General features: G+C 62.7%; 28 protein-coding genes and 1 tRNA gene. 3 read left to right on the top strand and 26 right to left on the bottom strand.

Going from position 1 to position 24,845, the window contains the following annotated elements; translation table 11 throughout:
* Positions 1 to 124: 124 nt before the first annotated feature.
* Together JAO73_RS10325 and JAO73_RS10330 are read right to left on the bottom strand one after the other, a co-directional pair.
* Positions 125 to 994: a cation diffusion facilitator family transporter gene (locus JAO73_RS10325; protein ID WP_198976970.1), complete on the bottom strand. Its 870-nt coding sequence runs from the start codon at positions 992 to 994 to the stop codon at positions 125 to 127.
* Between the two features lie 72 nt (positions 995 to 1,066).
* Positions 1,067 to 1,486, bottom strand: a complete 420-nt coding sequence (locus JAO73_RS10330; RefSeq protein WP_198976971.1) for a hypothetical protein — start codon at positions 1,484 to 1,486, stop codon at positions 1,067 to 1,069.
* A 311-nt stretch (positions 1,487 to 1,797) separates the two neighbouring features.
* Between JAO73_RS10330 and JAO73_RS10335 the strand changes: the two genes are divergently transcribed.
* Positions 1,798 to 2,463 carry a DUF4159 domain-containing protein gene (locus JAO73_RS10335; protein WP_190922191.1) on the top strand — a complete coding sequence of 222 codons (666 nt, stop codon included), beginning with the start codon at positions 1,798 to 1,800 and terminating at the stop codon, positions 2,461 to 2,463.
* Positions 2,464 to 2,543: 80 nt separating this feature from the next.
* Here the strand turns inward: JAO73_RS10335 and JAO73_RS10340 are convergent, their stop codons facing one another.
* The 5 genes from JAO73_RS10340 to JAO73_RS10360 form a co-directional block, all read right to left on the bottom strand.
* Entirely contained in the window at positions 2,544 to 3,101 is a 558-nt protein-coding gene (locus JAO73_RS10340; RefSeq protein WP_198976972.1) for a flagellar biosynthesis protein FlhF, read from the bottom strand.
* Positions 3,102 to 3,140: 39 nt separating this feature from the next.
* Entirely contained in the window at positions 3,141 to 3,677 is a 537-nt protein-coding gene (locus tag JAO73_RS10345; RefSeq protein ID WP_190922189.1) for a 1-acyl-sn-glycerol-3-phosphate acyltransferase, read from the bottom strand.
* A gap of 145 nt (positions 3,678 to 3,822) precedes the next feature.
* A complete protein-coding gene (locus JAO73_RS10350; RefSeq protein WP_233169096.1) occupies positions 3,823 to 4,668 on the bottom strand; it encodes a patatin-like phospholipase family protein in 846 nt (281 codons plus the stop codon).
* Positions 4,669 to 4,735: 67 nt separating this feature from the next.
* Positions 4,736 to 5,584 (bottom strand): MBL fold metallo-hydrolase, encoded by an 849-nt coding sequence (locus JAO73_RS10355; RefSeq protein WP_198976973.1) that lies wholly within the window; start codon positions 5,582 to 5,584, stop codon positions 4,736 to 4,738.
* Positions 5,585 to 5,679: 95 nt separating this feature from the next.
* Entirely contained in the window at positions 5,680 to 6,627 is a 948-nt protein-coding gene (locus JAO73_RS10360; RefSeq protein WP_190922187.1) for an acetyl-CoA carboxylase carboxyltransferase subunit alpha, read from the bottom strand.
* A 299-nt stretch (positions 6,628 to 6,926) separates the two neighbouring features.
* On the opposite strand from JAO73_RS10360, the gene JAO73_RS10365 reads away from it, so the two are divergent.
* A tRNA-Asp gene (locus JAO73_RS10365) sits at positions 6,927 to 7,000 on the top strand.
* A gap of 154 nt (positions 7,001 to 7,154) precedes the next feature.
* Positions 7,155 to 8,291, top strand: a complete 1,137-nt coding sequence (locus JAO73_RS10370; RefSeq protein WP_317191217.1) for a DNA/RNA non-specific endonuclease — start codon at positions 7,155 to 7,157, stop codon at positions 8,289 to 8,291.
* Positions 8,292 to 8,407: 116 nt separating this feature from the next.
* Here the strand turns inward: JAO73_RS10370 and JAO73_RS10375 are convergent, their stop codons facing one another.
* The 19 genes from JAO73_RS10375 to JAO73_RS10465 form a co-directional block, all read right to left on the bottom strand.
* Positions 8,408 to 8,767 carry a hypothetical protein gene (locus JAO73_RS10375; protein WP_198976974.1) on the bottom strand — a complete coding sequence of 120 codons (360 nt, stop codon included), beginning with the start codon at positions 8,765 to 8,767 and terminating at the stop codon, positions 8,408 to 8,410.
* Positions 8,768 to 8,871: 104 nt separating this feature from the next.
* Positions 8,872 to 9,096, bottom strand: coding sequence for a hypothetical protein (locus tag JAO73_RS10380; protein ID WP_198976975.1), 225 nt, complete (start codon positions 9,094 to 9,096; stop codon positions 8,872 to 8,874).
* A 28-nt stretch (positions 9,097 to 9,124) separates the two neighbouring features.
* Entirely contained in the window at positions 9,125 to 9,715 is a 591-nt protein-coding gene (locus JAO73_RS10385; RefSeq protein WP_198976976.1) for a recombinase family protein, read from the bottom strand.
* Positions 9,716 to 9,717: 2 nt separating this feature from the next.
* Complete coding sequence (locus tag JAO73_RS10390; RefSeq protein ID WP_198976977.1) at positions 9,718 to 10,524, bottom strand: hypothetical protein; 807 nt, start codon at positions 10,522 to 10,524, stop codon at positions 9,718 to 9,720.
* Between the two features lie 189 nt (positions 10,525 to 10,713).
* A complete protein-coding gene (locus tag JAO73_RS10395; RefSeq protein WP_198976978.1) occupies positions 10,714 to 13,605 on the bottom strand; it encodes a hypothetical protein in 2,892 nt (963 codons plus the stop codon).
* A gap of 211 nt (positions 13,606 to 13,816) precedes the next feature.
* A complete protein-coding gene (locus JAO73_RS10400; RefSeq protein WP_198976979.1) occupies positions 13,817 to 15,232 on the bottom strand; it encodes an SEL1-like repeat protein in 1,416 nt (471 codons plus the stop codon).
* A gap of 436 nt (positions 15,233 to 15,668) precedes the next feature.
* Positions 15,669 to 16,154, bottom strand: coding sequence for a hypothetical protein (locus tag JAO73_RS10405; protein WP_198976980.1), 486 nt, complete (start codon positions 16,152 to 16,154; stop codon positions 15,669 to 15,671).
* Complete coding sequence (locus tag JAO73_RS10410) at positions 16,151 to 17,605, bottom strand: hypothetical protein (protein ID WP_198976981.1); 1,455 nt, start codon at positions 17,603 to 17,605, stop codon at positions 16,151 to 16,153. The genes JAO73_RS10405 and JAO73_RS10410 overlap by 4 nt, the downstream gene beginning before the upstream one ends.
* An 8-nt stretch (positions 17,606 to 17,613) precedes the next feature.
* On the bottom strand, positions 17,614 to 19,722 hold the full coding sequence (locus JAO73_RS10415; protein WP_198976982.1) for a hypothetical protein: 2,109 nt from the start codon (positions 19,720 to 19,722) through the stop codon (positions 17,614 to 17,616).
* Positions 19,722 to 20,255 (bottom strand): hypothetical protein, encoded by a 534-nt coding sequence (locus JAO73_RS10420; protein ID WP_198976983.1) that lies wholly within the window; start codon positions 20,253 to 20,255, stop codon positions 19,722 to 19,724. Before JAO73_RS10420 ends, JAO73_RS10415 begins: the two co-directional genes overlap by 1 nt.
* A complete protein-coding gene (locus JAO73_RS10425; RefSeq protein ID WP_198976984.1) occupies positions 20,255 to 20,437 on the bottom strand; it encodes a hypothetical protein in 183 nt (60 codons plus the stop codon). The genes JAO73_RS10420 and JAO73_RS10425 overlap by 1 nt, the downstream gene beginning before the upstream one ends.
* A gap of 12 nt (positions 20,438 to 20,449) precedes the next feature.
* Complete coding sequence (locus tag JAO73_RS10430) at positions 20,450 to 21,280, bottom strand: hypothetical protein (RefSeq protein ID WP_198976985.1); 831 nt, start codon at positions 21,278 to 21,280, stop codon at positions 20,450 to 20,452.
* Positions 21,281 to 21,505: 225 nt separating this feature from the next.
* Entirely contained in the window at positions 21,506 to 21,739 is a 234-nt protein-coding gene (locus tag JAO73_RS10435) for a hypothetical protein (protein ID WP_198976986.1), read from the bottom strand.
* Between the two features lie 9 nt (positions 21,740 to 21,748).
* A complete protein-coding gene (locus tag JAO73_RS10440; RefSeq protein WP_198976987.1) occupies positions 21,749 to 22,732 on the bottom strand; it encodes an amidoligase family protein in 984 nt (327 codons plus the stop codon).
* Positions 22,733 to 22,966: 234 nt separating this feature from the next.
* On the bottom strand, positions 22,967 to 23,194 hold the full coding sequence (locus tag JAO73_RS10445) for a hypothetical protein (protein ID WP_198976988.1): 228 nt from the start codon (positions 23,192 to 23,194) through the stop codon (positions 22,967 to 22,969).
* Positions 23,195 to 23,355: 161 nt separating this feature from the next.
* Positions 23,356 to 23,652, bottom strand: a complete 297-nt coding sequence (locus tag JAO73_RS10450) for a hypothetical protein (protein WP_198976989.1) — start codon at positions 23,650 to 23,652, stop codon at positions 23,356 to 23,358.
* A 68-nt stretch (positions 23,653 to 23,720) separates the two neighbouring features.
* Positions 23,721 to 23,888, bottom strand: coding sequence for a hypothetical protein (locus JAO73_RS10455; protein ID WP_198976990.1), 168 nt, complete (start codon positions 23,886 to 23,888; stop codon positions 23,721 to 23,723).
* An 18-nt stretch (positions 23,889 to 23,906) separates the two neighbouring features.
* On the bottom strand, positions 23,907 to 24,467 hold the full coding sequence (locus JAO73_RS10460) for a CHAP domain-containing protein (RefSeq protein WP_198976991.1): 561 nt from the start codon (positions 24,465 to 24,467) through the stop codon (positions 23,907 to 23,909).
* The gene (locus JAO73_RS10465) at positions 24,356 to 24,841 is read right to left on the bottom strand and encodes a hypothetical protein (protein WP_198976992.1); all 486 of its coding nucleotides are present in this window, start codon (positions 24,839 to 24,841) and stop codon (positions 24,356 to 24,358) included. The genes JAO73_RS10460 and JAO73_RS10465 overlap by 112 nt, the downstream gene beginning before the upstream one ends.
* Between the last annotated feature and the right edge of the window lie 4 nt (positions 24,842 to 24,845).

A 24,845-nucleotide genomic window follows, 5' to 3' on the forward strand; every position in this document is an offset into this window, starting at 1 on the left:
CCCAAGCGCATTGCGTTCAGCGTGGCACGGTAAGGAAGCCTGCTCTGCAAACACCGCGTGCCACCTTGCTGAATCGAAAGAACGTGATATGCTAACCAGCGTGCGTCACCTTATTGGAAAACCCTTACTCCTGTGGTTCGATGTGAATGAGCACGTGGCCGAGCTGTGGCAACTCGCGGCGCAGCGCATCCTGCAGCCGGTGAGCAATTTCGTGGCCCTGGCGCACGGTGATGTCGCCGCTCACGGTGGCGTGGAGGTCGACGTGGTATTGCATGCCGGCTTTGCGCACAAAGCATTTTTCGGTGCCCAGCACGCCGTCCACGGTCAGGGCCACCTGGCGGATGTCGGCCACCAGGTCGTCGTGCACGTGTTCGTCGAGGATTTCGCCGAGAGCGGGGCGAAAAATGTGGTAGCTGTTGTAAAAAATCAACCCGGCGGCCAGCAGGGCGGCCCAGTCGTCGGCGGCCTCGTAGCCCGGGCCCATGAGCAGCGCAAACGAGATGCCCAGAAACGCGGCCACCGACGTGAGGGCGTCGCTGCGGTGATGCCAGGCGTCGGCTTTCAGCGAGGAGCTGTTGGTTAGCTCCGCCTTTTTCATCACCGCCCGAAACGATAGTTCTTTCCAGCAAATGATGCCGCCCAGCACCAGCAGCGTCCACGCCTTGGGCAGGGCGTGCGGGGTGCCAATGTTTTGGATGCTTTCGTAGGCAATTACCGTGGCTGAGGTCATCAGAAACCCCACCACCAAAAAGGTTACCAGCGGCTCGATGCGGCCGTGGCCGTAGGGGTGGTTGTCGTCGGCGGGCCGGTTGGCGTATTTGATGCCCAGCAGCACCAGAAACGACGAAAATATGTCGGCCGTCGATTCGATGGCGTCGGCCACGAGGGCGTAGGAATTGCCGAAATAGCCGGCCAGGCCCTTGAGCAAGGCCAGCCCGGTGTTGCCGGCAATGCTGAAATACGTGGCTTTGACGGCGGTCTCTTCGTTGGTCATAGTTAGCTGGACGGGCGGCCACACAGCGCAAATACAGCCGCCACAACCTGAGACTTCAGGCAAGGGGCGCGCCTACTTGAGGTAATACGCGCGCAATAGCTGCATGGCTTCTTTAGGGCTGGCGGCGCACTCCCGGCAGAACGTCCCGACGCCGTTCACGGGGCCTTCGTATTTCCAGACGAAGGTTTTGGGGGCGTCGTTGGCCGAGCTGGCCACTTTCAACGCGGTGCCACTGGGAATGATGCTGAACAGGCGGTCATCGCCCGTGCGGATGGCGAAGCTGGAGCCGTTGGTCATGCCCGTTTTGGGCAAGTAGTTGGCCTGCTGCTCGCTGCGCTCTTTGCCCCGCACGTAGTACACATCGCCCCGCTTGCCGGCTTTTACCCAGAAGCTTAACTCTTCATACTGGTCGGTGCCGGGCTTGCCAGCGGCGTAGGTGGCCACTTTGGTTTGCGCGTACGCGGCCGTGCTGAGCAGCAGCGCAAGGGCCAAGGTTGCGGTTTGCAGAAGAAAGTGACAGTGCCGATGCATGGGCCAAGCGTGAAGTTCAACGTGATTCCGCTTACTAATTCGGACGCGTTAAAGTTGCTGCGGCCCGCTTCGATTCGACCACGCGGCTCTTTATGGAGCCCACAGTTCAACTGCTTCTGCTGTTTGGCACCGGCCAAACCGGCGCAGCCAGCCGCACGCCTCCGGAGCAACAGTTGCCGTGAATTCCCGCCTTTTCGGCGCCACGGAGCCTGAACTTTCCCATTCGGCCGTTACTTTATAGGGCTGTCAGGGCTAGCCTGGCGCCGACTCCTATGCTGAAACACCTGCTGCTCACCGCTGCGCTGCTGCTCACGCTCACCGCGGCCGGCCCTTCGTCCTACAGCTTCCGCATTGCCAAGCTGCACTACGGCGGCGGCGGCGACTGGTACGCCAACAAAACCTCTTTGCCCAACCTCATCAGCTTCTGCAACCAGACGCTGAAAACCAACATCGCGCCCGACGAGGCCACCGTGGAGCTCGACGCGCCCGAGCTCCTCACCTACCCCTTCGTGCACATGACCGGGCACGGCAACGTGAGCTTCACGGCCGCCGAGGCCCGCAACCTGCGCCGCTACCTCACCGGCGGCGGCTTCCTGCACATCGACGACAACTACGGCCTCGATAAATTCATCCGCCCCGAGATGAAGAAGGTATTTCCCGAACTGGAATTTGTCGAGCTGCCTTACTCCCACCCGGTTTACCACCAGAAATACCAGTTCCCGAAGGGCCTGCCCAAGGTGCACGAGCACGACGGCAAGCGTGCCCAGGGCTTTGGCCTGCTCTACAAGGGCCGCTTGGTGTGCTTCTACAGCTACGAATGCGACCTCGGCAACGGCTGGGAAGACGTGGGCACTTACCCCGAAGATTCCCCCGCCACCCACGAAGCCGCCCTGCGCATGGGCGCCAACCTCGTGGCCTACGCCCTGACGCAAGACTGATAAGCGGCAGGTGAGAAAAAGGGCTTAACGGGGGCGTGACGCAACATTGGCGGCTTTATCCTTGCCCCAGGGCTCAGCGTCTATTCGTATTTGCGGGCAAATATTTCGCTCAGCACAAAGGCGGCCCGCACACTCTCGGGCCGGCGCAGCATTTCGCGCACGGCTTCGGCGGTGGCCACGGGCGCAGGCGCCTCTGCTTTTGCCAAAAGCGGCTGCCGGGCCGATGCCCGCGGAAGGCCCGAAGAGCGTTGGGCCGGCGGCGCGGGCGCATTGTGCGGCCGCGCCGTGGCCGGGGCCTCCAGCGAGCGTTGGGGCACCGCGGTGCGCTCCTGCGAGCGCGCCGGCCGCGCCACTTCCCGCGGCATGGGCCGCCCGGCCAGCGTGTGGGGCGCCGCCGGCTGGGGCACGGGAGGCACCACCACGGGCCGGGGCGTGTCGGGCTCGGCGGCGTTGCGCGCCTGCATTTGCCGCAGCATTTCCTGAAAAGTGGCGGTGGGCAGCGCGGGCGGGTCGTGCGGCGCGCGGCGCGGCCGCTCCTGCATTTCGCGGGCGGTGGTTTCCTGGGCTTTTTTTATCAGCCGAAACACGAAGGCGCCGAGGCCGAAGAGTATCCAGAGCAGCGTTGCCAGCTTTTCCATGGCCAAAAGGTACGGGCGAAAGCCCAATTCGCCATTGGCCTACCGCACGCCCTTTTCCGGAAAGCGGCCGGTGATGGTGCGGTAGAAGGCTTTGATTTTGGCTTCATCGGCTTCGTAGTCGCCGGTGGGCCACACGGCCTCGCCGATGCCGGCCTCCTTCTTTTTATAGTCCAGATAACCCAGGCGGATGGGCACGTGGGCGCCCAGGGCGGCAAAATAGTAGCCCTTGCGCCAGCGCGGCTGGTAGGCGCGCGTGCCCTCCGGCGTGATGAGGATGACCAGCTCGTCGCGCTCATCAAACAGCTTCACCATGCCGTCGACGAGGCTGTTGTTTTTGCTGCGGTCCACGGCCAGTCCGCCAATGGCCTTCACTAGCCAGCCGAGGGCCCAGTTGTCGGTCCACTCCTTTTTCACGGTGAAGCGCACGGGCACGCCCATCAGGTAGAAGGCCGCCCGGGCCAGAATGATGTCCCAGTTGCTGGTGTGGGGCGCCGCAATCATCATGCTCTTCTTGATTTCCGGGTTGTGAATCTCGCCCAGGTGCCAGCCCGCTACTTTGAAAACGAGCGTGGCCATGGTGTACCAAAAGGGGGATTTTTCGCGGGGAGTCATGCGGGGCAACATAAGGGTGAGAAACGGCGCCCAGGAAATACCGGAAGCCGCCGACGGTTTACAGCTGCAAAGATGGGCCGCCGGGCACAATGCTGCGCCACGCCCGCGGCTAGGGCCGCTGCAGCAGCGCCGCCAAGGCATCGGCCTGCGCCAGCGTGTAGCGGTAGCCGATGTCGAACAGCTCGGTGCCGCGCTTGTAGCTCAGGGGGCGGTAGTGGCGCAGGTCGGGCGGCTCCAGCAGCAGGTCGCACTGGGCTTTGCGGCTGGTGGTGTTGGCGTTGATGGCCAGGTGCAACGTCCGCTCGATGAGCCGGCGGAAGTTGGGAATGCGGGCTTCGGAGTTGATGGGGTTGCAGTTGACGCCCACCACCCGCAGGCCCGTCTGGCCCAGCAGCGGCTCCACGGGCAAGTTGTTGAGCAGGCCGCCGTCCACCAGCTGGCGGCCCTGATATTCTACCGGCCGGTACACAATTGGCACCGCCGACGAAGCCAGCAGCGGCGGCAGCAAGGGCCCGGAGTTGAAATACACCGACTCGCCGGCCATCAAATCCGTCGCCACCAGCGTGAGCGGCAGGCGCAAATCCTCGAAGTTGGCCGTGGCGCCCAGGTGCCGGGCCAGCAGCTGCGACACGGCATCTAAGTGCAACAGGCCAAACCGGCTGAAGGCCGGCCGCGTCAGCCGCACCACGTTGGTTTCCTGCAGCAGCCGCAGTATTTCCCTGGGCGGAAAGCCCGCCGCGTAAAAAACACTCGCAATGGCCCCCGAGCTCACACCCGCCAGCTGCGCCACCGGCAGTTGCAGCTCATCCAGCGCCGCCAGCACCCCCAGATGCGCAATGCCGCGCGCTCCCCCGCCGGACAAGGCCAAACCCAACTGGTGGGCAGGCAGATTGGCGGAGTGCTGGGGCGCTGGGGTGGTGGCGTGGTGGGTGGGCTGCACGTTCGATTGTACCAAGGTTTGTCCTTGTACGAGTTTTACAACAACCCGCTACTTCTCCCCCCTTCCAGCCGCTCCACCGGGCTTACAGGTCCGCCAGTCGCAGGGTTTCGGCCAGGCGTACGCCTTTGTCGGTGTGCTGCACGGTGCAGGCCTCGTGGGTGGGGTCGTGCTCCAGCAGCAGCACCCAGTTTTCATCGGCAGCCCGGCGCAGCACGGCTTCCTTCTCGGGCATGGTGAGGAGCGGGCGCACGTCGTAGCTCATCACATACGGCAGCGGAATGTGGCCCGCGCTGGGCAGCAAATCGGCCATGAAAGCCAGCGTGCGGCCCTTGTACTCCATCACCGGCACCATCATCTTCTCGGTGTGCCCATCGGCCAGAATGATTTCGCGGAACTGCGGCAGCGCATCGGGCACGCCCGCGCCCAGGTCGACAAACTTCAAATGCCCGCTTTCCTGAATGGGCAGGATGTTCTCCCGCAGGAAGCTGGCCTTTTCGCGCGGGTTGGGCGTCACGGCCCAATTCCAATGCGCTTCGTTGCTCCAATACGTCGCGTTCGGAAAGGCCAGCTGCAGGGCGCCGTCGGGCCGGCGCAGCACCGAGCCGCCGCAGTGGTCGAAATGCAGATGCGTCAGAAAGACATCGGTGATGTCGCTGCTGCTAAAGCCCAGCTTGCGCAAAGACTTTTCCAGCGTGTCGTCGCCGTGCAGGTAAAAATGCCCGCGAAACTTCTCGTCCTGCTTGTCGCCGATGCCATTGTCAATCAGCAGCAGCCGGCCGCCGTCCTCAATCAGCAGGCAGCGCATGGCCCAGGTGCACATGTTGTTGGCGTCGGCGGGGTTCAGCTTGTGCCACATGCTTTTGGGCACCACGCCAAACATGGCGCCGCCATCAAGTTTGAACAGGCCGGTATCGAGGGTATGGATTTTCATACAATGCAGTAAAAAGTTATTAGTGAGCGGTGAGCAGTTGTCAGGAGATTACCGAACGACACTGTTCACTGCTCACTGATAACTGTTTACTGATTTCACTCCACCACCACGCCCATGGCCGAAAACTTGTCGATGCGCTGCGAGATGCGCTCTTCGGCCGGGATGGCGGCCAGCTCCTTCAGCGTCTTGAGCAGCGTGTTTTTCAAGGTGTCAATCATTTGCTCGGGAGCGGTGTGGGCGCCGCCCAGGGGCTCTTTCACAATGCCGTCGACCAGGCCGGCTTTCTGCATGTCGGTAGCCGTAAGCTTGAGGGCCTCGGCGGCTTGCTCTTTATAGTCCCAGGAACGCCACAGAATGCTGCTGCACGATTCCGGCGAAATCACCGAATACCACGTGTTTTCCAGCATCAGCACCCGGTCGCCGATGGCAATGCCCAGGGCGCCGCCGCTGGCTCCTTCGCCGATGATGACGCACACCACCGGCACTTTCAGCATGAACATCTCCTTGAGGTTGCGGGCAATGGCTTCGCCCTGCCCCCGCTCCTCGGCCTCCAGGCCCGGAAACGCGCCGGGCGTGTCGATGAGCGTCACCACGGGCACGTTGAATTTCTCGGCCAGCTTCATCAGGCGCAGGGCCTTGCGGTAGCCCTCGGGGTTGGGCATGCCGAAGTTGCGGTACTGGCGCTGTTTGGTGTTGTGCCCCTTTTGCTGGCCGATGAACATGACCGTTTGCCCGTTAATCTCGCCGAAGCCGCCCACCATGGCCTTGTCGTCGCCCACGGTACGGTCGCCGTGCAGCTCCACAAACTTCTCGGCCATGCCCTCAATATAATCGAGGGTGTAGGGCCGGTCGGGGTGCCGCGAGAGCTGCACGCGCTGCCAGCGGGTGAGGTTGGCGTACGTTTCTTTCTTAAGGTCTTTGATGCGCTTTTCCAGCGCCGCCACGGCTGCGCCTACTTCCACGTCGCTGTCGGCAGCGAGCTTTTGCATTTCGAGGAGCTTGCCTTCGAGGGCAGCAATGGGTTGTTCAAAGTCAAGGAGCATGAGGCGCGAAAAAGATTGCGGGGAGTGGGAAGGCGAAAATAACGGGCGGCGCGGGCAAAACGGGGCTTATACCTGCCCACGCCACCCCAAACTGCCGCCACGTGAGCGGGCGGCAAAGGTAAAACATCCTTTGTTGCAGCAGCACGCAAAAATTAATGTTCCTGAGAAACAACCCCAAAGCCCCAAAATCGAATTCTTTTTGAAGAAATATTGGCCCCAGGTTTGCAGGGCGCGGTTTTCTTGCCCTACCTTTGTAACACCAAAGCGGAAAAGCACACGGCTTCTCCACCAAGGCAAACGGTTTGGTAGTTCAGTTGGTTAGAATGCCGCCCTGTCACGGCGGAGGTCGCGGGTTCGAGTCCCGTCCAGACCGCGAATTGTTTGCAAAAAGGCCATTTCCAGTACGGAAATGGCCTTTTTTATTGCCCAAACAAAAAAGGGTGGCAAAAAGGGTGGCAGTCGCTCCCGCACTTTTCAAGCGTCTCGGCGGTCGAAGTCCTATCTTTAGGTAAACAATCCCCCCACCCGTGACCCTTTCCGCTCGCGCCCTGGCGCTCTGTTTTCTCACCAGCGCCCTGCTCTGGGCCCCTGGCTGCGCCAACCAGGACGGCGACCCCACCCCGCAGCCTCCGGTGCAGCCTACCCCAACGACGGGCACCGTCACGGGCAACTTCTCCCCCGCCGGCGCGCTGACCAGCGTGACGGCCACGCCCACGGCGGGCGGTGCGGCTATCAACGCCACCTTGCTCACGGGCGCCTACTCCTTTGCGGCCCTGCCGCCCGGCACGTATACGCTCACTTATGGGCCGGCCGTCGGCTACGCGGCTCCTGCTCCGCAAACCGTGACGGTCACGGCGGGCGCCACCACGCTGGCCCCGCCCCTCACGGTGGGCCCGGCGGGTTCGGCCTTGCCCGAGCACCTGACCCTGGGCAACCCCAGCGGCGCGACTACCGACGTGACTCAGCCGAGCAACTACCTGCTTGACCGGCTGCAGTATGCCGTGAGCTACAACCGCGACCAGGGCAAGCCTAACTGGGTGAGTTGGCACCTGAGCACAAGCTGGATTGGCTCGGCCGCCCGGCAAGACGACTTCCGCGCCGACCCCGACCTACCCGCCGGCTGGTACGCCCCCGGCGCCACCAGCTATACCGGCTCGGGCTTTGACCGCGGCCACAACTGCCCCTCGGCCGACCGCACCGCTACCGTGGCAGACAACTCGGCCACGTTCTTCATGAGCAACATGATGCCCCAGGCCCCGCGCAACAACCAGCAGACCTGGGCCAACCTGGAGGACTACTGCCGCACCTTCCTCACCTCCGGCAACGAGGTGTACGTCATCTGCGGCAGCTACGGGCAGAGCGGCACCGGCGCCAACGGCTTCGCCACCACCCTCGACCAGGGCCGCATCCGCGTGCCCGCCCGCTGCTGGAAAGTCGTGGTCATCCTGCCGGTGGGCACCAACGACGCCGCCCGGGTGAGTGCCGGCACCCGCGTCATCGCCATTGACACGCCCAACGACAACTCCATCAGCACCACCTGGGGCACCTACCGCACCAGCGTCGACGCCATTGAGGCGGCCACGGGGCTGGACTTGTTGTCGGCCGTACCCACCGCCGTACAGCAAGTGGTCGAGTCCCGAGTCGACAATGGGCCAACTAGTTAATAGTTTTACTTATTATTGGAAAGCTGACTCCTTATGCGACCACAAAAAAGGCCCTCACGATAACGTGAGGGCCTTTTTTATTTGTTCCGTGTCAGTTTCCGTGTCAGACGAGGGGTCTATCGGCCCGGGTCGACGTGGGGCATAATTGTTTCCTTCTCGATGTTGCTGAGCAAGCTGACCAGCTTTCGTTGTCGGTCGGCGGGCACCGTCATGGCGCGAATCAGCGCCAGGTACTCGATGCCGCCGTCGACGGCCACCAGCGCGGCCGGTGCCACCGGGCCCAGGGCGGGCTTCAGCACCACGGCGTGAACGGTGGCCACCGTATCGATGACGCACGTGGCCATGGTGGACGCGTGCATCACGTACTCGGTGGCGTGGACCTTGCGGTCGGGGGCGGATGTGCTTGCGTAGGTACCACTCATGGTGGCCAGGCAGAGCATGATGCTGTAGGCCAGCATCGCAAATAGTTTTCTCATGCTGTTGGGCATTTTGATTGGGTTGAAAAAAGTTGGACCCAAAGGTTTGCCGCCGGCAACACCGAGAAAAAGGACAACAAAAAGCCCCGCAAGCGGGGCCTTTTTTACTTATGCTTGGTTTTATCTCGGACATAATCCATGACTATTCGCCTAATTTCCGGATGAGCCACAAAGAAATCGCCAATCAGAAGCACCGCGTCTTCCGAACTCATGTGTAAATGCAATTGCTTTTTCTCTTGGCGGAAGGCCACCCAGGCTTCGGAATCTAATATCATGGTACCCAGTTCCTCTGGGTTGCTTCTCATTAGGTACGGGTCGTTAGGGTCCATTTGTGTTTGATTTAAAAAATTAGGGACTTTAAGCTGCTGTTTGATTTTTGTATTTGCCCACTACCCCTTTGCTCACTCCCAAGGCAATTGAAATGGCGCGTTCACTTTTCCCTTCTGCGCCCAAGGCACGAATCTGACTGATGACTCCGACGTCCACCGACCTACGACCTAGTATAGTGCCCTTTGCTTTGGTGCGGGCCAGGCCGGCTTTAGTTCGCTCGCTCAGGCGAACCCGCTCCTGCTTTGCCACCACGGCCAGAATGGAAATGACGGCATCCTTGAAAATACCTGTGGAGTCCAAGTACTGCTCGGTATAGGACTTAAAGCCCACCCCGTAACTCTCCAATAGATTCAAGTGCTGCAGCGTAGGCAGCACGCCCTCGCGGCTGAAGCGGTCAAGGCTCCAAAACAGGACTATGTCAAACTTGCGCTGGTGAGCATCTGCGAATAGCTGCTGAAACTTGGAGCGGTTGGCCGTGCCGCCGGACTCTTCCTCGGCATACTCCTTATATATAGACCAGCCCTGCACCTCAGCGTAGCGCCGCAAGTCCGGCAGCTGGTTGTCGGTGCTCTGGCCTTTGTCGCGGGTGGACACGCGGGCGTAGATGGCTACACGCATATTTAAATCGTTTCTTGCCGCACAGCACGTCCCATGGTCGGGTTTTGCATGTAGTGCTCGATGGTTTCCGAGCTTTCAAAGTATCTACCGTCGTTGCTGTTGATAAACGTGTAAATTAAGGTGCTGGGCAAGCTGTTCATTTTGCCCTTTAATTGCCCGCCTAGCTTTATCCAGGCAAGGCCTTCCTCTACATATTTCATCCGGTGAATGCCAAGCGGAAAATTCTCCTTGTATTCCCGTAGCAGAACCTTTATATAATCATGGACACCAGTACCGAAGGCTAGCGTTTCGGCGTGGGTTTTGATTTCCCCTTGGTGGATGGCTTTATTTCTAACGCTTATCTGTGACTCAGGAAATGCTTTGGTAAATACCCCATTTACGGCATAATACATTCCGTGAAATGCACCAACTCGCTTTTCCGACGATTTCAGTATGTCGAGCCCTTTCGCAAAATCACGCAACGATTTTTCATCTAGCTCCTCTTCTTTTTCATCCCACAGCTTCGGCATGGCAAGAACACCAAGAGAAAATTCATAGAACCGCTCTAAGGCCACATAAAAGCTGGTAATGGCTTCCCGGTAATAGCCATCGTGCATCGCCCGAATTCCGGATTCAAACAACATCTCAAATTTGAAATTGTGAATCTTGACCATTGAAGTGTGACCACAAGGCCCTTCCACGGTGTAAATGCAGTCATTACCTAATGGCACATTTGGAATCAACCCCCATCCCTCGGTCATTGGGGGTTTTTGCTTGTTAGGCTTACCACCCGGATACAAACATTCAGAACAAGGCAATTCAAGTTTCATACAAGTGCGTTAGATTGAAACAAAGCTACAACCCTGCCCACAAAACGGATGATTAATGGGCATGAAAACGCCCCTTCGTAAATGCCCCGTTAAGGGCCTTTTCGAAGGGGCTTTTCGCCACCATTAAATGGGCACTACTAGTCCCGTTTATTTCGCGGCGCTGAGTTCATATATGGTTTTAGCCTCGAGCTACGCCCGGATGCCGTTTTCGAACTGCACCTGCTTGCGCTCCTCGCTCACGCGCTGGTGCCCGTTCACGTCGAGCACCACTTCGAAGCGGCTCTGCCAGTTCTCTACGCCCGCCAGGCGCCCGTTCATGGTGCGCAGCTCGCCGAGCATGGCGCCGAGCAGCTCCGCGGTGCTGGCCCCGTCCGAGCCCAGCCCCCCAAACACCTCGTCGACGCTGGCCCGGGCCATGGGGCCGCCGGTGGGGCCACCCTCGTAGAAGCCGCGCAGGCGCTTGGCCTCCACCCAATTTTCGAAAGCCGCCACCTGCGGGTCCTGCCGCAGCCAGGCCGGGATGACGTATTCGTTCTCGTGCACCACGCCGGCCACGGCAAAGCCCGAGCCGTCGTCGAGTTTGCCGTTGGCCCCGATGCGCATGCCCGACAGCTCCAGCAGCTGGCCCATGGGCGACACGGCCAGGCCCTCGCCCCCACCGGTGCGGCCGCCCTTGGCGAAGCTGAACTCCTGCAGGCGCGTCAACCCGTAGGCCGTGCGCGCCACGGCCAGCGCCGTCTGGATGCCGCCGATGACGGCGCCGGCCACGCCGCCGGTGAGGCCGTTGGCGGGGTTCTCGGCCGCGTAGCGCCAGATGGCGGCCACTTCCTGCACCCCGTCCATGATGATTTTGGCCCCGCTCAGGGCCGTGTACACGTTGTGGTGCTTCTTGCGGGCGGCCTCGTCCTGAAACAGCAGGTCGATGGTGGTCTGCACCACGTCGCCGGCGGTCTTCACGCTGAGCTGGGCCAGGTCCCACTTAGCCTTCTGCATCCGCTTGGCTTCGGCCAGGTCCTCTCGGTTCTTGTCGCGCTCCAGCTTTTCCAGCTCCTTGAACGTGGCGCGGTAGAGCTGGCTGGTTTTGTCGGCATACTGCTCCTCCAGCGCCAGCTTGGCCTCCAGCGAAGCGTGCTTCGCTTCGTACAGCAACTGGTCGCGCTGCTGCTGGCTAAGGAGCGCGTCCTCAAACTTGGCCTGCAGGTCGGCTTCGCGCTCCACCTCGGCCGCCTCTTCGTCGGCCAGCAAATCGGCCAGGTGCTGCTCGGCTTGTTTGCGGTCCTCGTCGTCGAATTTGGCTTGCAGCTCCTGCTTTTTGAGCTGCGCTTCCTGGTAGATGATTTGCGTGGCGGCTGCCTGCTCCTGGGCGGTGCCGGTCACCTTCAGGGCCCTGCGCTTGGCGTCGAGGTCGATGGCCCCCAGTTCCCGCTCCCGCTGCGTGCCCCGGGCAATGAGGGCCGCCTCTTCGAGGTTGAGCAGCATTTCTTCGTGTTTGATGGCGGCCTCCACCTCGGCTTTGTGCTGCTTGGCCAGGGCGGCCAGCCGCTTCTTTTCCTTGGCTTCGCGGGCTGCCTTTTCTTTGGCCGATTCCCCACCCGACGACTCGCCGGCGCCGGCAGCCGTGCCGCCGGCGTCGGCGCTGCTGTCCTCGGCTTCCACGCGCACGGTGCGGGTGATGTGGTTGCCTTTGTTGGCCTCGTAGCCGTCCAGGAAGGCCTTGGCGGCCTTCTGTCCGCTCTCCAGCGCCAGGTCGGCGGTGCCGGCCAGCGCCGACCGGAAGCCGGCAATAATCTTGTTTTTGTCGAGGCTGAAGATGCCAATCAGGATGTCGCCCACGCCGCCCAGAATCTTGAGCGCGTCGTCTTTGATGGTGGTGAACACGCTCACGACCATGGCCCCGAGGCCGCCGAGCACGCCTCGCAGCATCTCCGACTTGTTGTACCAGTCGACGAAGCCGTCGATGATGGCGTGCATCACCGCGGCGCAGACCCGCAGCGGCGCCACCAGCAGCGTGATGGCGCCCTTCAGCAGGCCGGCCACGAACGCGGCCGAGCCCCCTTTTTCATCGAACAGGCCCAGCCCCTCCACCAGGTCGCTCACGTCGTGCCACAAGCTGGCCACCTCAGCGCCTAGTTCGACGAAGAGGTCGACGATGGGCTCCGAGTTATCGAGCACCTTGCCCAACCACTGGCTGAGCGTGGTCAGGCCCTCGTTCACGAAGCCGCCCACGGTTTCCTTCATCTCGGCCCAGCGCATGCTCAGCGTGGCCATGCCCCCGCCGGCTTTGCGCGCGGCTTCCGCTGAGCCCCCGAACTCCTTGTTCAGCTCGGCCAGAATCAGCTTCTGGGCGCCGGCGGTGTTGCCGGCCTTCACCATCTGGGTGATTTGCTCCTTCTGCTGCTCGGAGAACGTGATGCCCACCCGCGTGAGGGCCGTGATGCCCTTGATGGGGTCGTTCAGGGCCTTGCCCAGTTGAATCGAGGCGCCTTTCATGTCGGCCGGCCCGTCGCCGCCCATCTTGGTGGCCAGGTCCTGAATGGCCGGAATGGCGTCCTCGAACACCCCCTTCTTGATGTTGGTGAAAGTGAGCAGCATGGCGCTGGCCCGGTTGGTTTCGTCGTCGTCGAAGAGCGTGACCTTGGCCCGCTCCTCCCCAATTTTGCGAATCTGGTCGGCCGTGAGCCCGGCGGCCTGGCCGGTGCTGCGCAGCGTGGCCTCCAGGTCGGCCGACGACTTGGCGCTGGCCAGGGCCTCTTCCTTCGAGGCCATGAAGAAGCCCCACACCTGCTGCACCACGCCCAGGATGCCGCCCCCGGTGAAAAGGGCAAACGCGTTGGCGAAGGCCTGCTTCATGATGCCGGCATTCTGGCTCACGCCGGTGAGTTCGGTTTTGACCTCCGCGATGCGGTCCTTCATCGCCCGGTAATCGGCCACGAGTTTGGCCCGCCCGGGGTCGTCTTTCGACATTTTCTGAAACTGGGAATAGAGCACGGCCGCGGCCGCGTTCATTTCCTTCAGGCTCGCGTTGGCCTGCTGCCCGTTGACGATGATTTCAATCGTCCGCTTTTCTTTATTCTCCGCCATGTTCCTTCAGCACTAATCCAGTGCGAAGGTGCGGTGGTCATTCAACAGCAAAAAGGACAGTGCGATTACGGCGTCATTAAGCCATCAATGACGCCGTAATCGCACTGTCCCCTATCTGCCCCAATTTTATCAATCAGGCTCAATCGATTATCCAGAGCACCCAATGAACCAGCTCCATAAGTACTGGCACCACGCATGAGTGGCAAATCAATTATTTGGCTTTTCGCAACGACTTCTCGATTTTTGAAAGTTTGGTTTCCGCCAACTTTTTGTACGTCTCGAAGTATTTTCTTCTATACGATGCCAATCCTGGACGCGCCAGCACTTCCGTGCAATAGCTGCGCAACTTTTCAAACCACTCTTTCCCCTTTTCTAGCCTGGCGTTTTTTTGAGTAGACGCCCCATGCTCGGCCAACAACATATAATTGCTTGCGATAGAGAAGTCACAGTCAGCTGGAACATCCTCAATGTAATAATTATTGTATCTGTAGCATCTTCTTTCCGCCCCTTGATTTGCTTCAAAAACAAACTCATCGGCGTCATCATAGATTTTATACTCGAAGGCAGCAACATCATGGAGGTACCCCAACGACTTCTTCATCGCAATGGTATCGACGCCATACAGGTTGAAATAAAATCTACCCAAATGGAAGAGTGAATACACGTCATACTTCGCTGCGCCCTTCTCATACCATTGCAATGACTGCGGGTCCCTGGGGCTTCGCACTGCTTTAGCATAGTAATCGCCTAAGCGGCCCATGGCCACTCTGTTTCCGCTTTCAGCAGCTAACGTCAGCCATTTTAACGCTGCGGCGTCGTCTAGCAAGTAGAATTTGTTATACAAGCCCAGTTGAAGCATGGCAGCATCATCACCCGACGTGGCTTTATCGGTTAGGGTTTGCACATAGGCAATAAGGGTTTGTCTTCGGCTTTCTTTAGCCAATTCCTTGGCCTTAGCGGCTTCTTGTTGCCTCAACCGAAACTCGGCGTCGAGTCGAGCGTTCCGAACGGCATTCTCTCGCTCCATTTCTTGTTGCAAAGGCAGCTTGGAATTGGCTGCTTTGACGAGGTTGGATACATTGGTCGCAAAGTCCGCTCCGCTTTTATTGCTGGCAAACTGCCGTTCAACCCCCTGCCGTGTTTGCTGCACTTGTGCCATGAGGGCGGCATGCTTTGCGGCCTCTTCTTCACGTCGCTGCTGCGCGGCCCTTTGCTCACGGGCTTGCCGGTCGTAAGCGCTTTCCTCCAGGTCGCGCGCCCCCGAACCGGTGCTTGGCGAGGCGCCACCCGACGCAACGCTTCCCGCAGTCGACGGGCGGTTCAAGCTAGGCGAAGACTTTGTTGGTTCATCTTCCACTTCCTCTTGTGCAGTTGCATTTTGTCGCTTTCGTTCGGCCTCGCTTTGCCCATTAATGAGCAAGCGGCTAGTGTGGGAGGCACGGTCAACGGTGAGCTCGTACAGGTCTTTTCCCACGTAATATTTAGCAGTGATGCTAATGACACGAGTCACCTTTGTAAAGAAGTGCCAATTTCCAGGATTCTTATATTGCACTTGGGGGTTTATGCGGGCAGATTCTGTGGAGAAGTCATCTTGCATCGTTGTCCCATCACAGAGAATGCCTTCCAATCGCACTTCCAGCGAAGTGGGTTGCCGAAAGGTGTGTTGGAGAGCAATAATGGGGTCTCCGCACATGCCACCTGACGCGCAGCGTGATGCCTGTCGGGAGTATAATATAGTGCCTTGGGGGCTGCTGTATACCGTTTGCCAAGGCTCCCACTTGTAGCCACAGTTCTCTTGGTTTGATTGTGCCAGAAGGATGCTAGGCAACGCCATCGCCCACGCCCAGATGAACAGAAACCGTCTCATGAAGCAACGCTTTTTATCTGAATATTGATTTACAATGTAAATATAATTCAATGCTTTCTATATCTTAACGGCTGTCCAATGCTGAATATTATATCGCCCTGATTCATTTACAGCCCTTGTAGCCATTGCCTAAAGCCTTGGGCCAATTCCACTTTAACGAAGCGGAAAAGCCCTACTGTACAGGCGGACGCTTTACTTAAAACTCCATTCCAACGCCTTCCGCCGGCAGCGCGCTGCCCACGCTGGCCAGCATGACGCTGCCCCACAACTCGCTCACGAGCTCGCTCAGGCGGTGGGTTTCGCGGCCCATCTGCCGGCTGTACCAGCGCTTGGCCTTGCGCTCGTGCCGATGCAGCTGGCCCCGGGCGTTGCGCAGGCGGGCGAAGTCTTCGCCCTGGGCCTTGGTGACGCCGGCGCCCATGCCGCGGCCCACGCCCATGTCCACGAACATGCCGTAGACCGCGTAGCTCAGGCGCAGGCGCAGCTCGTCGCCGCCGGCGGCGCTCACGAGCTCGCCGGCCAGGCTGTTGTACAGCTCCTGGGTCGAGCCGATGCGCAGCTTCTTCAGGTTGGCCCGAAACTTCTCGATGCTGAACGTCAGCCAGGCCTCGGCCAGGTCGCGCTCGTTTTGGGCGAAGGTTTCGGCGATTTCCGGGCCAGCGGCCTGGCGCGGCTGGCTCATAGCAGTTCCTGGTAGGTAATGGTGGCCGTGCGCAGGGGGCTACCGGCACTCACCCGCAGGCTCACCTTCTGCCAGAGCAGCAAGTGGTAGTCCACCAGCTCGTGGGTGGCGGGGTCAAGGGTAAGCAGGTCGGCGAGGCGAAACGGCACGGTGTACTCGCGCGGCACGGCCCGGCTCCGGAAGTCGAGCCAAGGCCGGTGCCACTGCGCGTACAGGCCCTGCGGCCCGTCCCAGTGCAGCGAGTAGGCGCCCACCGAGGCGCCGGCGTAGTCCACGGTGCCGCTGCTGAGCAGCCGGTACGGGTGGCCATGGCTGTCGGGGCACAGACCCCGGTCGAAGAGCAGGCGCAGGCCCGTGCGCGAGTCGTCGCCCAGGCCGTACTCGGCCGAGGCACCCTTGGCGCTGATGGCCGGCACGAGCCACTCGCGGCCGGGCGTGTTGGGGTCGGCTTCGCGTACCTGGTGCAGCGTGCCGGCGGCGGCCCGGATTTCCTCCTGGCCGGCGCCCACCTGCAGCTGCTGCCAGCCCACGTCGAGGGTTTTGTCGAGCTCGTCGTCGGTGTCGGCCTGCTGCACCAGCCGGAAGCCCCGGGTGTCGTTGGTGCCGGCGGTGGTGAGCACCGCGCCCGGGCGCGCCACGTAGCCGCCGCGCTGCACGCGGTCGCGCAGCGCATCGAGGCGCAGCACCTTGGCGCCGGGCTGAAACTGCAGGCCCAGGCAGAAATAATTCTGCAGGGCCAGCAGCAGCTCCGGGACGGTGAGGTTGGGCAGCTGGCGGGCCGGGTTGAAGGCGTCGCCGAAGGCCACGGTGCTGGCCAGCGCCCGGTCGGAATAGATGACGGCCGCCTGCACCTCCGGGTCGTCGACCCAGGTGCCCTCCACGGCGTAGCCGATGGTGGCCAGCACGGCGCGCACGGCGGGCACGAGGTAGAGCATGGGCACGTACACCTGGTTGGGCCCGGGCGCGCCCAGCACGCCCGCGGGGCTGGGCCAGTTGAGGATGCCCGTGAACGCGCCGTTCTTCTCGTCGAAGAATTCGGTGTTGCGCACCGGCGCCAGCACGTACTCGGGGGTGGCCGACTGGGCGGCCAGCACCAGGTCCGGCAGCAGCAGCTCGGGCAGCTTGACGCCGGCCAGCTGCTTGGCCAGGTCGGTGGCGTCGGCCACGAAGTTGTAGCGGTACACCTTTTTCTGGGCGTCGAAGCTGCGGAACACCAGGCTGCCGCGGCGCCAGAGCACGCCCTCCAGGTAGCAGTCGGTGGGCTCGGGTGGCGGCCCGCCCGGCCCCCGGAACAAGTGCGGGTGGTTGAGCACGCGCGGGTTGTCGCCGGTGGCGGCGACGTCGAACGGGTAGGTGGTGGTGCCCGGAATGGCGTCGGTCTCGAAGTAGGGGCTGGCAATTTCCAGCTCCACGTCGCCGGCGGGCAGCGTGAGCTCGCCGCGCGGGGTCACAAAGCGAATCACGGCTGCGCCCCCTCTCCCCCGCGCACGGGCACCACGGCCCGGCCGGCCGCCGTCTGGGGCAGGCGCGGGCTGAACAGGCGCTGCTTGGGCAGCAAAAAGTCAAACTCCAGCTGGGGCAGCTCGCCGGTTTCGTCGGCCACCGGCGCCGACTTGGCCTTCACCCGGCCGGGCCAGTACACGCCGCCGGCCTGCAGGGTCACGCGCGGGCTGAGCAGGAAGTCCTGCAGGGCCACGAGCTGGGCCCGCCGGAGCTTGCCGCTGCTCGCGCTCAGCGTCGGCACGCCGCTTTTGTCGACGACGTCCGTGTCGCCCAGCCGCGGGTCGTAGCCCACGCCCTGGGGCCGGTCGGCTTCGGTGGTTTTCACGTCGAGGGCCGTTTTGGCGTCGCCGGTGCAGCAGAGCGTGCTCACCCCGCCCAGCGAGTTGGTGTAGAGGAAATAGCGGGGCCGGGCCACGTACTCGTTGCGGAGCACGTAGCGGCGCCGCTCGGACTGGGCCACGCCGGCGGCGTCGCTCACCCACACCTCCCAGCTGGCCACGGGCTTGGCGAAGGTGGCCGCGTCGCCGCCCAGGCCCAGCTGCTCATAGCCCGCCGGCAAGCAGTACACCTCGAAGCGGTGCGCGTTGTTCACCACCGCGGCCGTGAGGCGGCCGCTGGTGCCGTCGGCGTAGGCCACGAGCACCTGCAGCTGGAAGCTGGCCAGCGTGAACGAGTCGGGCATGAAGTACAGGTACTCGGGCTGGTCGGGCAGCACCGGCTTGTCGGTGGGCTCCCAGGTCAGGAAGGGCTGGGCGCCGGCCTGGTACGAGGTGAACCAGGTGCCGGCGGCCGCCTCGAAGAAGTCCAGCCCGCCCAACACCACGTAGTGCTGGGCCTGGCTGCTGAGCGCGGCCGCCACCGGCACCGGGCCGTACTTCTCGGCGTACTTGAAATAAAAGCGCCGGAACAGACAGTCGGCCCGGCTGGGCACGGCCTGGTTCACGTCGGGCAGGTGGTGCGTCAGGTAGGCGTCGAGCAGGGCCTGGGCGTCGAAGACGGTGCGGCCGAAGCGGTCGGCCGGCTGCTCCAGCGTGGCGCCCACCTGCACGAACGCGTTGCTGCGGTACGCCTCCTCCACCCACACCTCGCACACGAAGCTCAGGTTGGGCTTGCTGGTGGGGTCGAGGCGGTAGGCGTCGCCGGCGTCGAGGGCCAGCGTCACCGGGTTTTTGCTCCAGTAAAAGCGGTACGGGTCCACCTTTATTACCACCTGACGGGTGGCGCCGCGGGCGTCGGTCACGGTGCAGGTGTAGGTGCCCACCGGCAGGGCCAGGCGCGCGGCCGTGGTGGGGCCGTCGGCCCAAAGGAAGGCGTAGGGCGCCACGCCCCCGCTGGGCACCAGCGCCACGTTGTTGTCGGAGCGGTTCACCAGCACGTCGAGGCGCGCATCGGAGCCAATGGCCACCACCACCGTGGTGTTGGCGCCGCTGGCGTCGGTGACGGTGCAGGTGTAGCTGCCGGCGGCCAGGCCGCTGCGGTTGGGCGTGAACGGCGCGCCCGGGTCGGTCCACAAATAGGTGTAGGTGCCCACCGTGCCGTTGCTGGCCACCAGGGCGATGGTGCCCGTGGCCGTGCCAAAGGCGCCGGTGTTGGCGTGGGTTTCGGCCACGCGCACCGGCCGGATGGTATCGGTCTGGGTGAGCGGCCAACTGTAGCCCGTGAAGCCGCCCACGAAGATGTTTTGCTGCGCCGGCTCGCGAAAGTTCAGGTAGGCGTCGTATTCCGTCGCCTGAATCACGCAGCCCACCGTTTCGGCGGCCGCCAGCCCGGTGCCCAGCAGCGGCGCCACGGTGTAGCGGGGGCCCACGCCCAGCCCCAGCAGCAGCTGCTCCACGCCGTAGATGAAGTTGGCCACCGTCAGCCGCTGCAGGTCGCCCGGCGCGGCGTTGGCCGTCGTCACGATGGTGTACTGGTTGGGCGTGTTCGGGGGCACGGCCGTGCCCGAGCCGAAGACGCCCACGATGCGGCGGTACGCGCCGTCGAGCCAGAGGTCAATCCAGTGGCCGTCGACCAGCGCCGACTGGCGGATGAAGACGGTTTGACTTGCTAAACGTTCACCGGCCATCAGGAAGTAAATTTGGTGGGGTTGAAGGTCAGGTCCTGGGTGGCGGTTTCGCTCCAGGTGAAGTTCATGCGCACGCCCACGTGGTTATCGCCGATGGGGCCCACGTGCTCGGCAAAGCAGTCGCGCACGCTCATGCGGATTTTATAGTTCTCGCGGTGGTGGTGCACCACGTAGGCCAGCAGGTCTTCGGCAATTTCCTCGCAGGCGTCGACGGCGGCGTCGCGGGCGTCGTAGTCGCCGGGCTTCACTTTCTGCAGCACGTAGTACGCCCCATGGGGCGCGCGGCTGAGGTGGTCGCCGCCGTTGTCGTCGTAGTCCAGGTCGTAGTTCTGGAGCACGAGAAACGGCTGGCCCTCCTTGGCTTTGAGCCGGGAGCGCAGCGCGTCGTAAAAGTTCGTCAGGTCGAGCTGCTTGGCAATCGGGTCGGACGAAACCAGGATGCGCAGAAAACGGCCGTTGTCGGGCGTGTAGCCGATGGCCACGTGCTGCGCGGCGGCGGTTTTGAAAAGGTCGGTGTAGGCTTGCAGGCGCATCAGGCGGCGGGCTTATCCAGCTCGAACACTTCGAGCGGGTTCTTGGAAAACGTGAGGCCGGTGCGCAGGCTTTTCACCTTCATCTTGTCAGTGGTTTGGTTCCACTCCAGCACGCGCACTGGGTGCCCATCGGCGAGTTGGGCGATTTTCAGGGCAACGGGTTTGACGATTCTTTGCAACATGGACAGGAGGAATTAGGGGCGGTTCTGTTCGGCCAGGCGCTTGAGCTCCTGGGCCCGGCGGGCGTCGTCCTGCATGCGGGCCAGCACATCGCGCAGCAGCTGCTGCTCGGTTTGCTCCAGCGTGCCGAAAATGCCGCCGCTCATTTCGCGGGCCACGTGGGCCCAGCCGTCGCTGGCCTGGGCGGCCGCGTCCTCGTTGGCCGGCGTGAACACCAGCGGGTAGTCCCGCTCGAGCTGCTGCCGGCAGCCGCGGTACCAGGTTGCCACGGCCAGCTTCTCGGCCGGCGGCAGGTGGCGCAGCTGCGCGACACGGGCGGCCACGTGCACCGGGTTGAAGTCCTCGCGGCGGTCGCCGCCGTAGCCCGGCGATTTTGGGCGGTAGGGGCGGCGCTGCGGGCGGTAGAGCACGGCCACCAGCTGGTCGAGCCACCGGGTGGCGGTGGGGTCCTGGGCGTAGGCCACGAAATAGGAATCGGCGAAAATGAACTCCAGAAAGCGCAGGTTGCGGAAGTTTTCGCGCGGTCCCCAGTACCGCCGCGGCAGCGGGTGGGACCAGGCGCGCGGCCGCCGCACCCAGGGCAGGCGCTGCGCCGTGAGGGTGAGGTCGGCCAGCACGAAGTCGGTGAGCCACTGTATCTGAATTATCTGCTCAGGGGTAAAGTCCACCAGCACGGTGAGCAGCGGCACTTGCAGCAGCACGGCCAGCAGGCGCAGGCGCAGCTGGGTTTCGTTGTCGTTGGGCTGGTAAAGCGCGTCGAGCACCTGCAGCAGCAGCGGGCGGGTGAGCTCGTTCCAGGTGCTGGCCACCGGGCGGTGGCGGCCGTTGATGAGTACGTCGTGCAAGGGGCCGGGCAGTTGTTTACACAAAATTCCCCCCCTGCCTCAGGCGAAAAAAGGACAAGAAAAAGTCCGCCGGTGGGGCGGGCCTTTCGTCAATTTATCAGCTTGTATCGTGCTGGCCGGCTCAAAAGAAATGCAGCAGCCATTTCACCCCCATCCACAGGCCGTAGCCCACCAGGCCCAGCCCAATCAGCACCAGGCCCATTTTCGCGTCATCCTCGCGGTAGCTCATGACACGGGCGTGATGAACCCGCCGGCTTGCAAATCGTGCAGGAAATTCACCAGCGAGTCGGTACGCACGATGGCGCCGGTTTGCATTTTGCACCCTTCCGCCATGTTTTCCATGAAGTCCTCGACGCCCACGGAGTGAATCCATTGCAGGTCGATTTCGCGCAGGGCTTCCACTATTTCCAAAGGGGTGGCGGCCTCGACGCGGCCGCCACCTAGTATTTCGTATTTCATGCGGGTAGTTTAGCGGGTGGCCAGCGCCGTGCGCCGGCGCTGGTAGTAGGTGGCAATGTCGCGCTGGTTAAAGGTAGCAAATTCGGCTACGGGCAGCGCCGGGGTGACGAGGCGGGTTTTGGAAAAGTCCACCAGGTTGGCCAGAAATTTTACCCACATGCTGATTTTTTCGAAGTCCGTGCTGCCGCTGTGCTGGCGAAATTCGATGGTGCGCTGGCGAAAGTAGCTCTGCATGTTCACCTTGTAGTAGCGGCTGCTGCCGTTGGCGGCGGCGCCCAAGGCCTGGGCGGTGGTGGCGGCCAGTATTTCCTGCTCGGCCTGGGCTTGGGTGCGGCCGCGGCGCAGGCTCTTGCAGTAGGTAGCGACGTCGCCGCGGCGGGCGGCGGGCACCAGCTGGTCGATGGTGGGTTCCAGCACCAGGTAGTTGCGCACCAGCTGGCGCATGTTTTCGATGCTCAGGTCGGCGGCGCCCAGGTGTACGTGCAGGCCGCAGCTGCTATTGACCTGCGCGCCGCACATCCGCAGGGCCCGGCAGGCGCGCTCCAGGTCGGCCAGGCCTTCGAGGCCTTGCAGCACCGGGCTTACCAGTTCGAAGGCATTGGCGCCGCTGATGCTGGCGTCGCTGGTGATTTTCCAGTGGGGGCGGGTGTCGTGGTTGTAGCCTTCGCTTTGGGCTTCGAGGCCCTGGGCCCGCAGCTCGGCCAGCAGGGCGTCGCGGGTTACGCCGAAGGCTTCGATTTCTACGCCGAAGGTGCGGGTGAAAGCGCCGGGCGTGTAGGGTGCCAGGGCCTGGGCGGTGGCGCGGCGGGTGGGCGTTACCAGGGCGCGCTGGGCGCCGGCAGCAATCCAGGCGGCGTAGACGTTCTGGGCGAAGCCGTAGCCGACGCCCACCATGCTGGCCACTTGGCTGCGGGTGTGGCCGAGTTGGAAGAGCTGCTGCATCTTCCAGGTTTTGGTAGCTCCGGCGGTGGCGAGGATTTGGGCGGCGGTCATGGCGTAAGGCGTTGTTTTGCTGTCGTTTAGTATGACAAACAACGCATCCTTCTGCCCCCTAAGTCAAGTCAAAAAACTTGTTTTTGAGTGCTTTAGCGCAGATTCCACGCAGGGTGGAATCGTCGACTGGCACCGTGCAATTCTTCCCTATCTTTGCCGCATCGACGTGCTACCTGAGAATGGCCCGTTGGTGAATGTAAAAGGCCCCCGCGCAAGCAGGGGCCTTTTTATTTTCTACGCCGAGGGCCGGTTTCGAAGCCGGGTGATGGTGGTTTCCTGGTCGGTCACCAAGTCCTCCAGCGCGAGGATGACTTCGGTGAGTTTGCGCTCGGTGTCGGTGGGCGGGTTGAACGGAATGTTGTAGCGCTCAAAGCACCGCCACACGTCGCTGTCGACGACGCCGCGCACCGCGACCAGCGGCAGGTTGGGAGCTTGTTCTTCGGAATTTTCAGCGTCGGCCATGGTCGGAGCAAGTCGGGGAAATCGCTGCTAGTTACCAGAAGTCCCTTCCGAGACACCTTGTACACGGGTCACGCTCCCGCTCTACTCCCCGACCGTTTTCTGACGGCCGAGGTGCTCGGTATTTTGGTTCAACTGGTAACTAGCGGGACGAAGATAGCGGCTCAGCGCTTCAGGAAGGAGAAAAAAGTGAATTGATGCTGCAGCCACACCACCAGGGCGGCGCCGGCGGTGGCCACCAGGCCGAATACCCACCACGGCAGCCCGGCCGGCTTGGTGCTGGCGGCCGCGGCCCCGGGGGCGGTGGCGGCCGCGTCGGCCTTCACTTTGCCCGTGGCCGTGGGCGTGGCCACGTTGCCGGTGCCCTGCTGCACGGTCACGTTCACCGGCCCCGTGAATTTCCACTTGCCGCCGGTCGGTACCGGCAGCTGCAGCGCGCTCGAGTCCGGCGGCAGCACCATGGGGACGCGCCAGGCCTCGCGGCTGCAGCCGGCAACTACCAACCAGCAACCAGCAACTAGCAGCGCCTTCACGGGTGCGTGGGGTACCGCGGGTGCGGGTACTGCTTGGGCCCGGGCTGGTAGGCCGGGCCGGGTTTGAAGTAGTAGGCCGGCTTGGTCCGGGCCGTGGTGCAGCTGCTCAGCGGCGCCGCCAGGCTGGCCAGCAGCCCGCAGGCGAGAGCGAAGAGTTTGCGCATATTCTATCCAGTTAGCCATTAGTATTTGGGGTTGTCGACGACGTTGGCCACGGCCGGTATCATTCGCTTCAGGCGCCAGTTTTCGTACACGCCCTCCCCTTCGCGCTTCAGGGCGCCGCCCCCGCCGGTGTTGCCGCCCACGGCCCGCACGCTCGGGCCGGTGCCCCAGGGGCCCACCTGCGTTTCGACGTGGGAGCCCCAGCTGAAGCTGAGCAGGTCGCCGGGTTGGGGCAGAGCGCGGCCGAGCACGGCGGCCCCGTTGCGCCACACGACGTGGGCGGCGTCGAACCAGGCCAGCGCCTTCCCAAAGCGCGGCACCGGGATGCCGGCGCGGCGCATGATGACCACCACCGTCCACGAGCACCACGCCTGGCCGGGCTGGCCGCCGGCTTCTTTGATGAGGGCGTCGACTTCCGGGCCGCGGTTGCGGCCGTGCTCCCGGATGCCGACCAGCTTGCGGGCCTCGGCTACAACGCGGGCGCGGAGCCCGGCACGGCCGTCAGGGCCGCTACCAGCAGCTGCGCGGCCAGGTGCAGCAAATAGGCCAGCGAGAGCAAGCAGAAGGATAATCGCACGCATCGGATGAGGAAAATGAATTGATTGACTTTGCGCCGCTCGGTGAGCTGGGCCAGCCGGTGGGGGTAAATGTTGGCTTCGGCGTAAAGGGGCTTCACCAGCTCGTCAGTGAGGTTGTCGAAGAGCTTGCCCTCCCCTTCCAGGCTCTCGGCCTGGTATTGGCGGAAACGGGGCAGAAACTTCTCGTAGGCAAACAGGCCCATGTGCAGCACGCCACTGAAGAGCAGCGCGGCCAGGCCCAGCGTGTTGAGCAGGTCGGCGCCGAAGCTGCCGGCCGTGGGGTCGTAGAGGCGGATGAGGTAAGGCAGGCCCAGGAAGATGGCGCCGGCGAAGAGCAGCCCGGAAGCGGCCCGACGGAGGTAATTGGGAATTGGCATAGGC

Source organism: Hymenobacter miniatus, assembly GCF_016427455.1.
In the GTDB taxonomy this organism is placed as follows: Bacteria; Bacteroidota; Bacteroidia; order Cytophagales; family Hymenobacteraceae; genus Hymenobacter; species Hymenobacter armeniacus.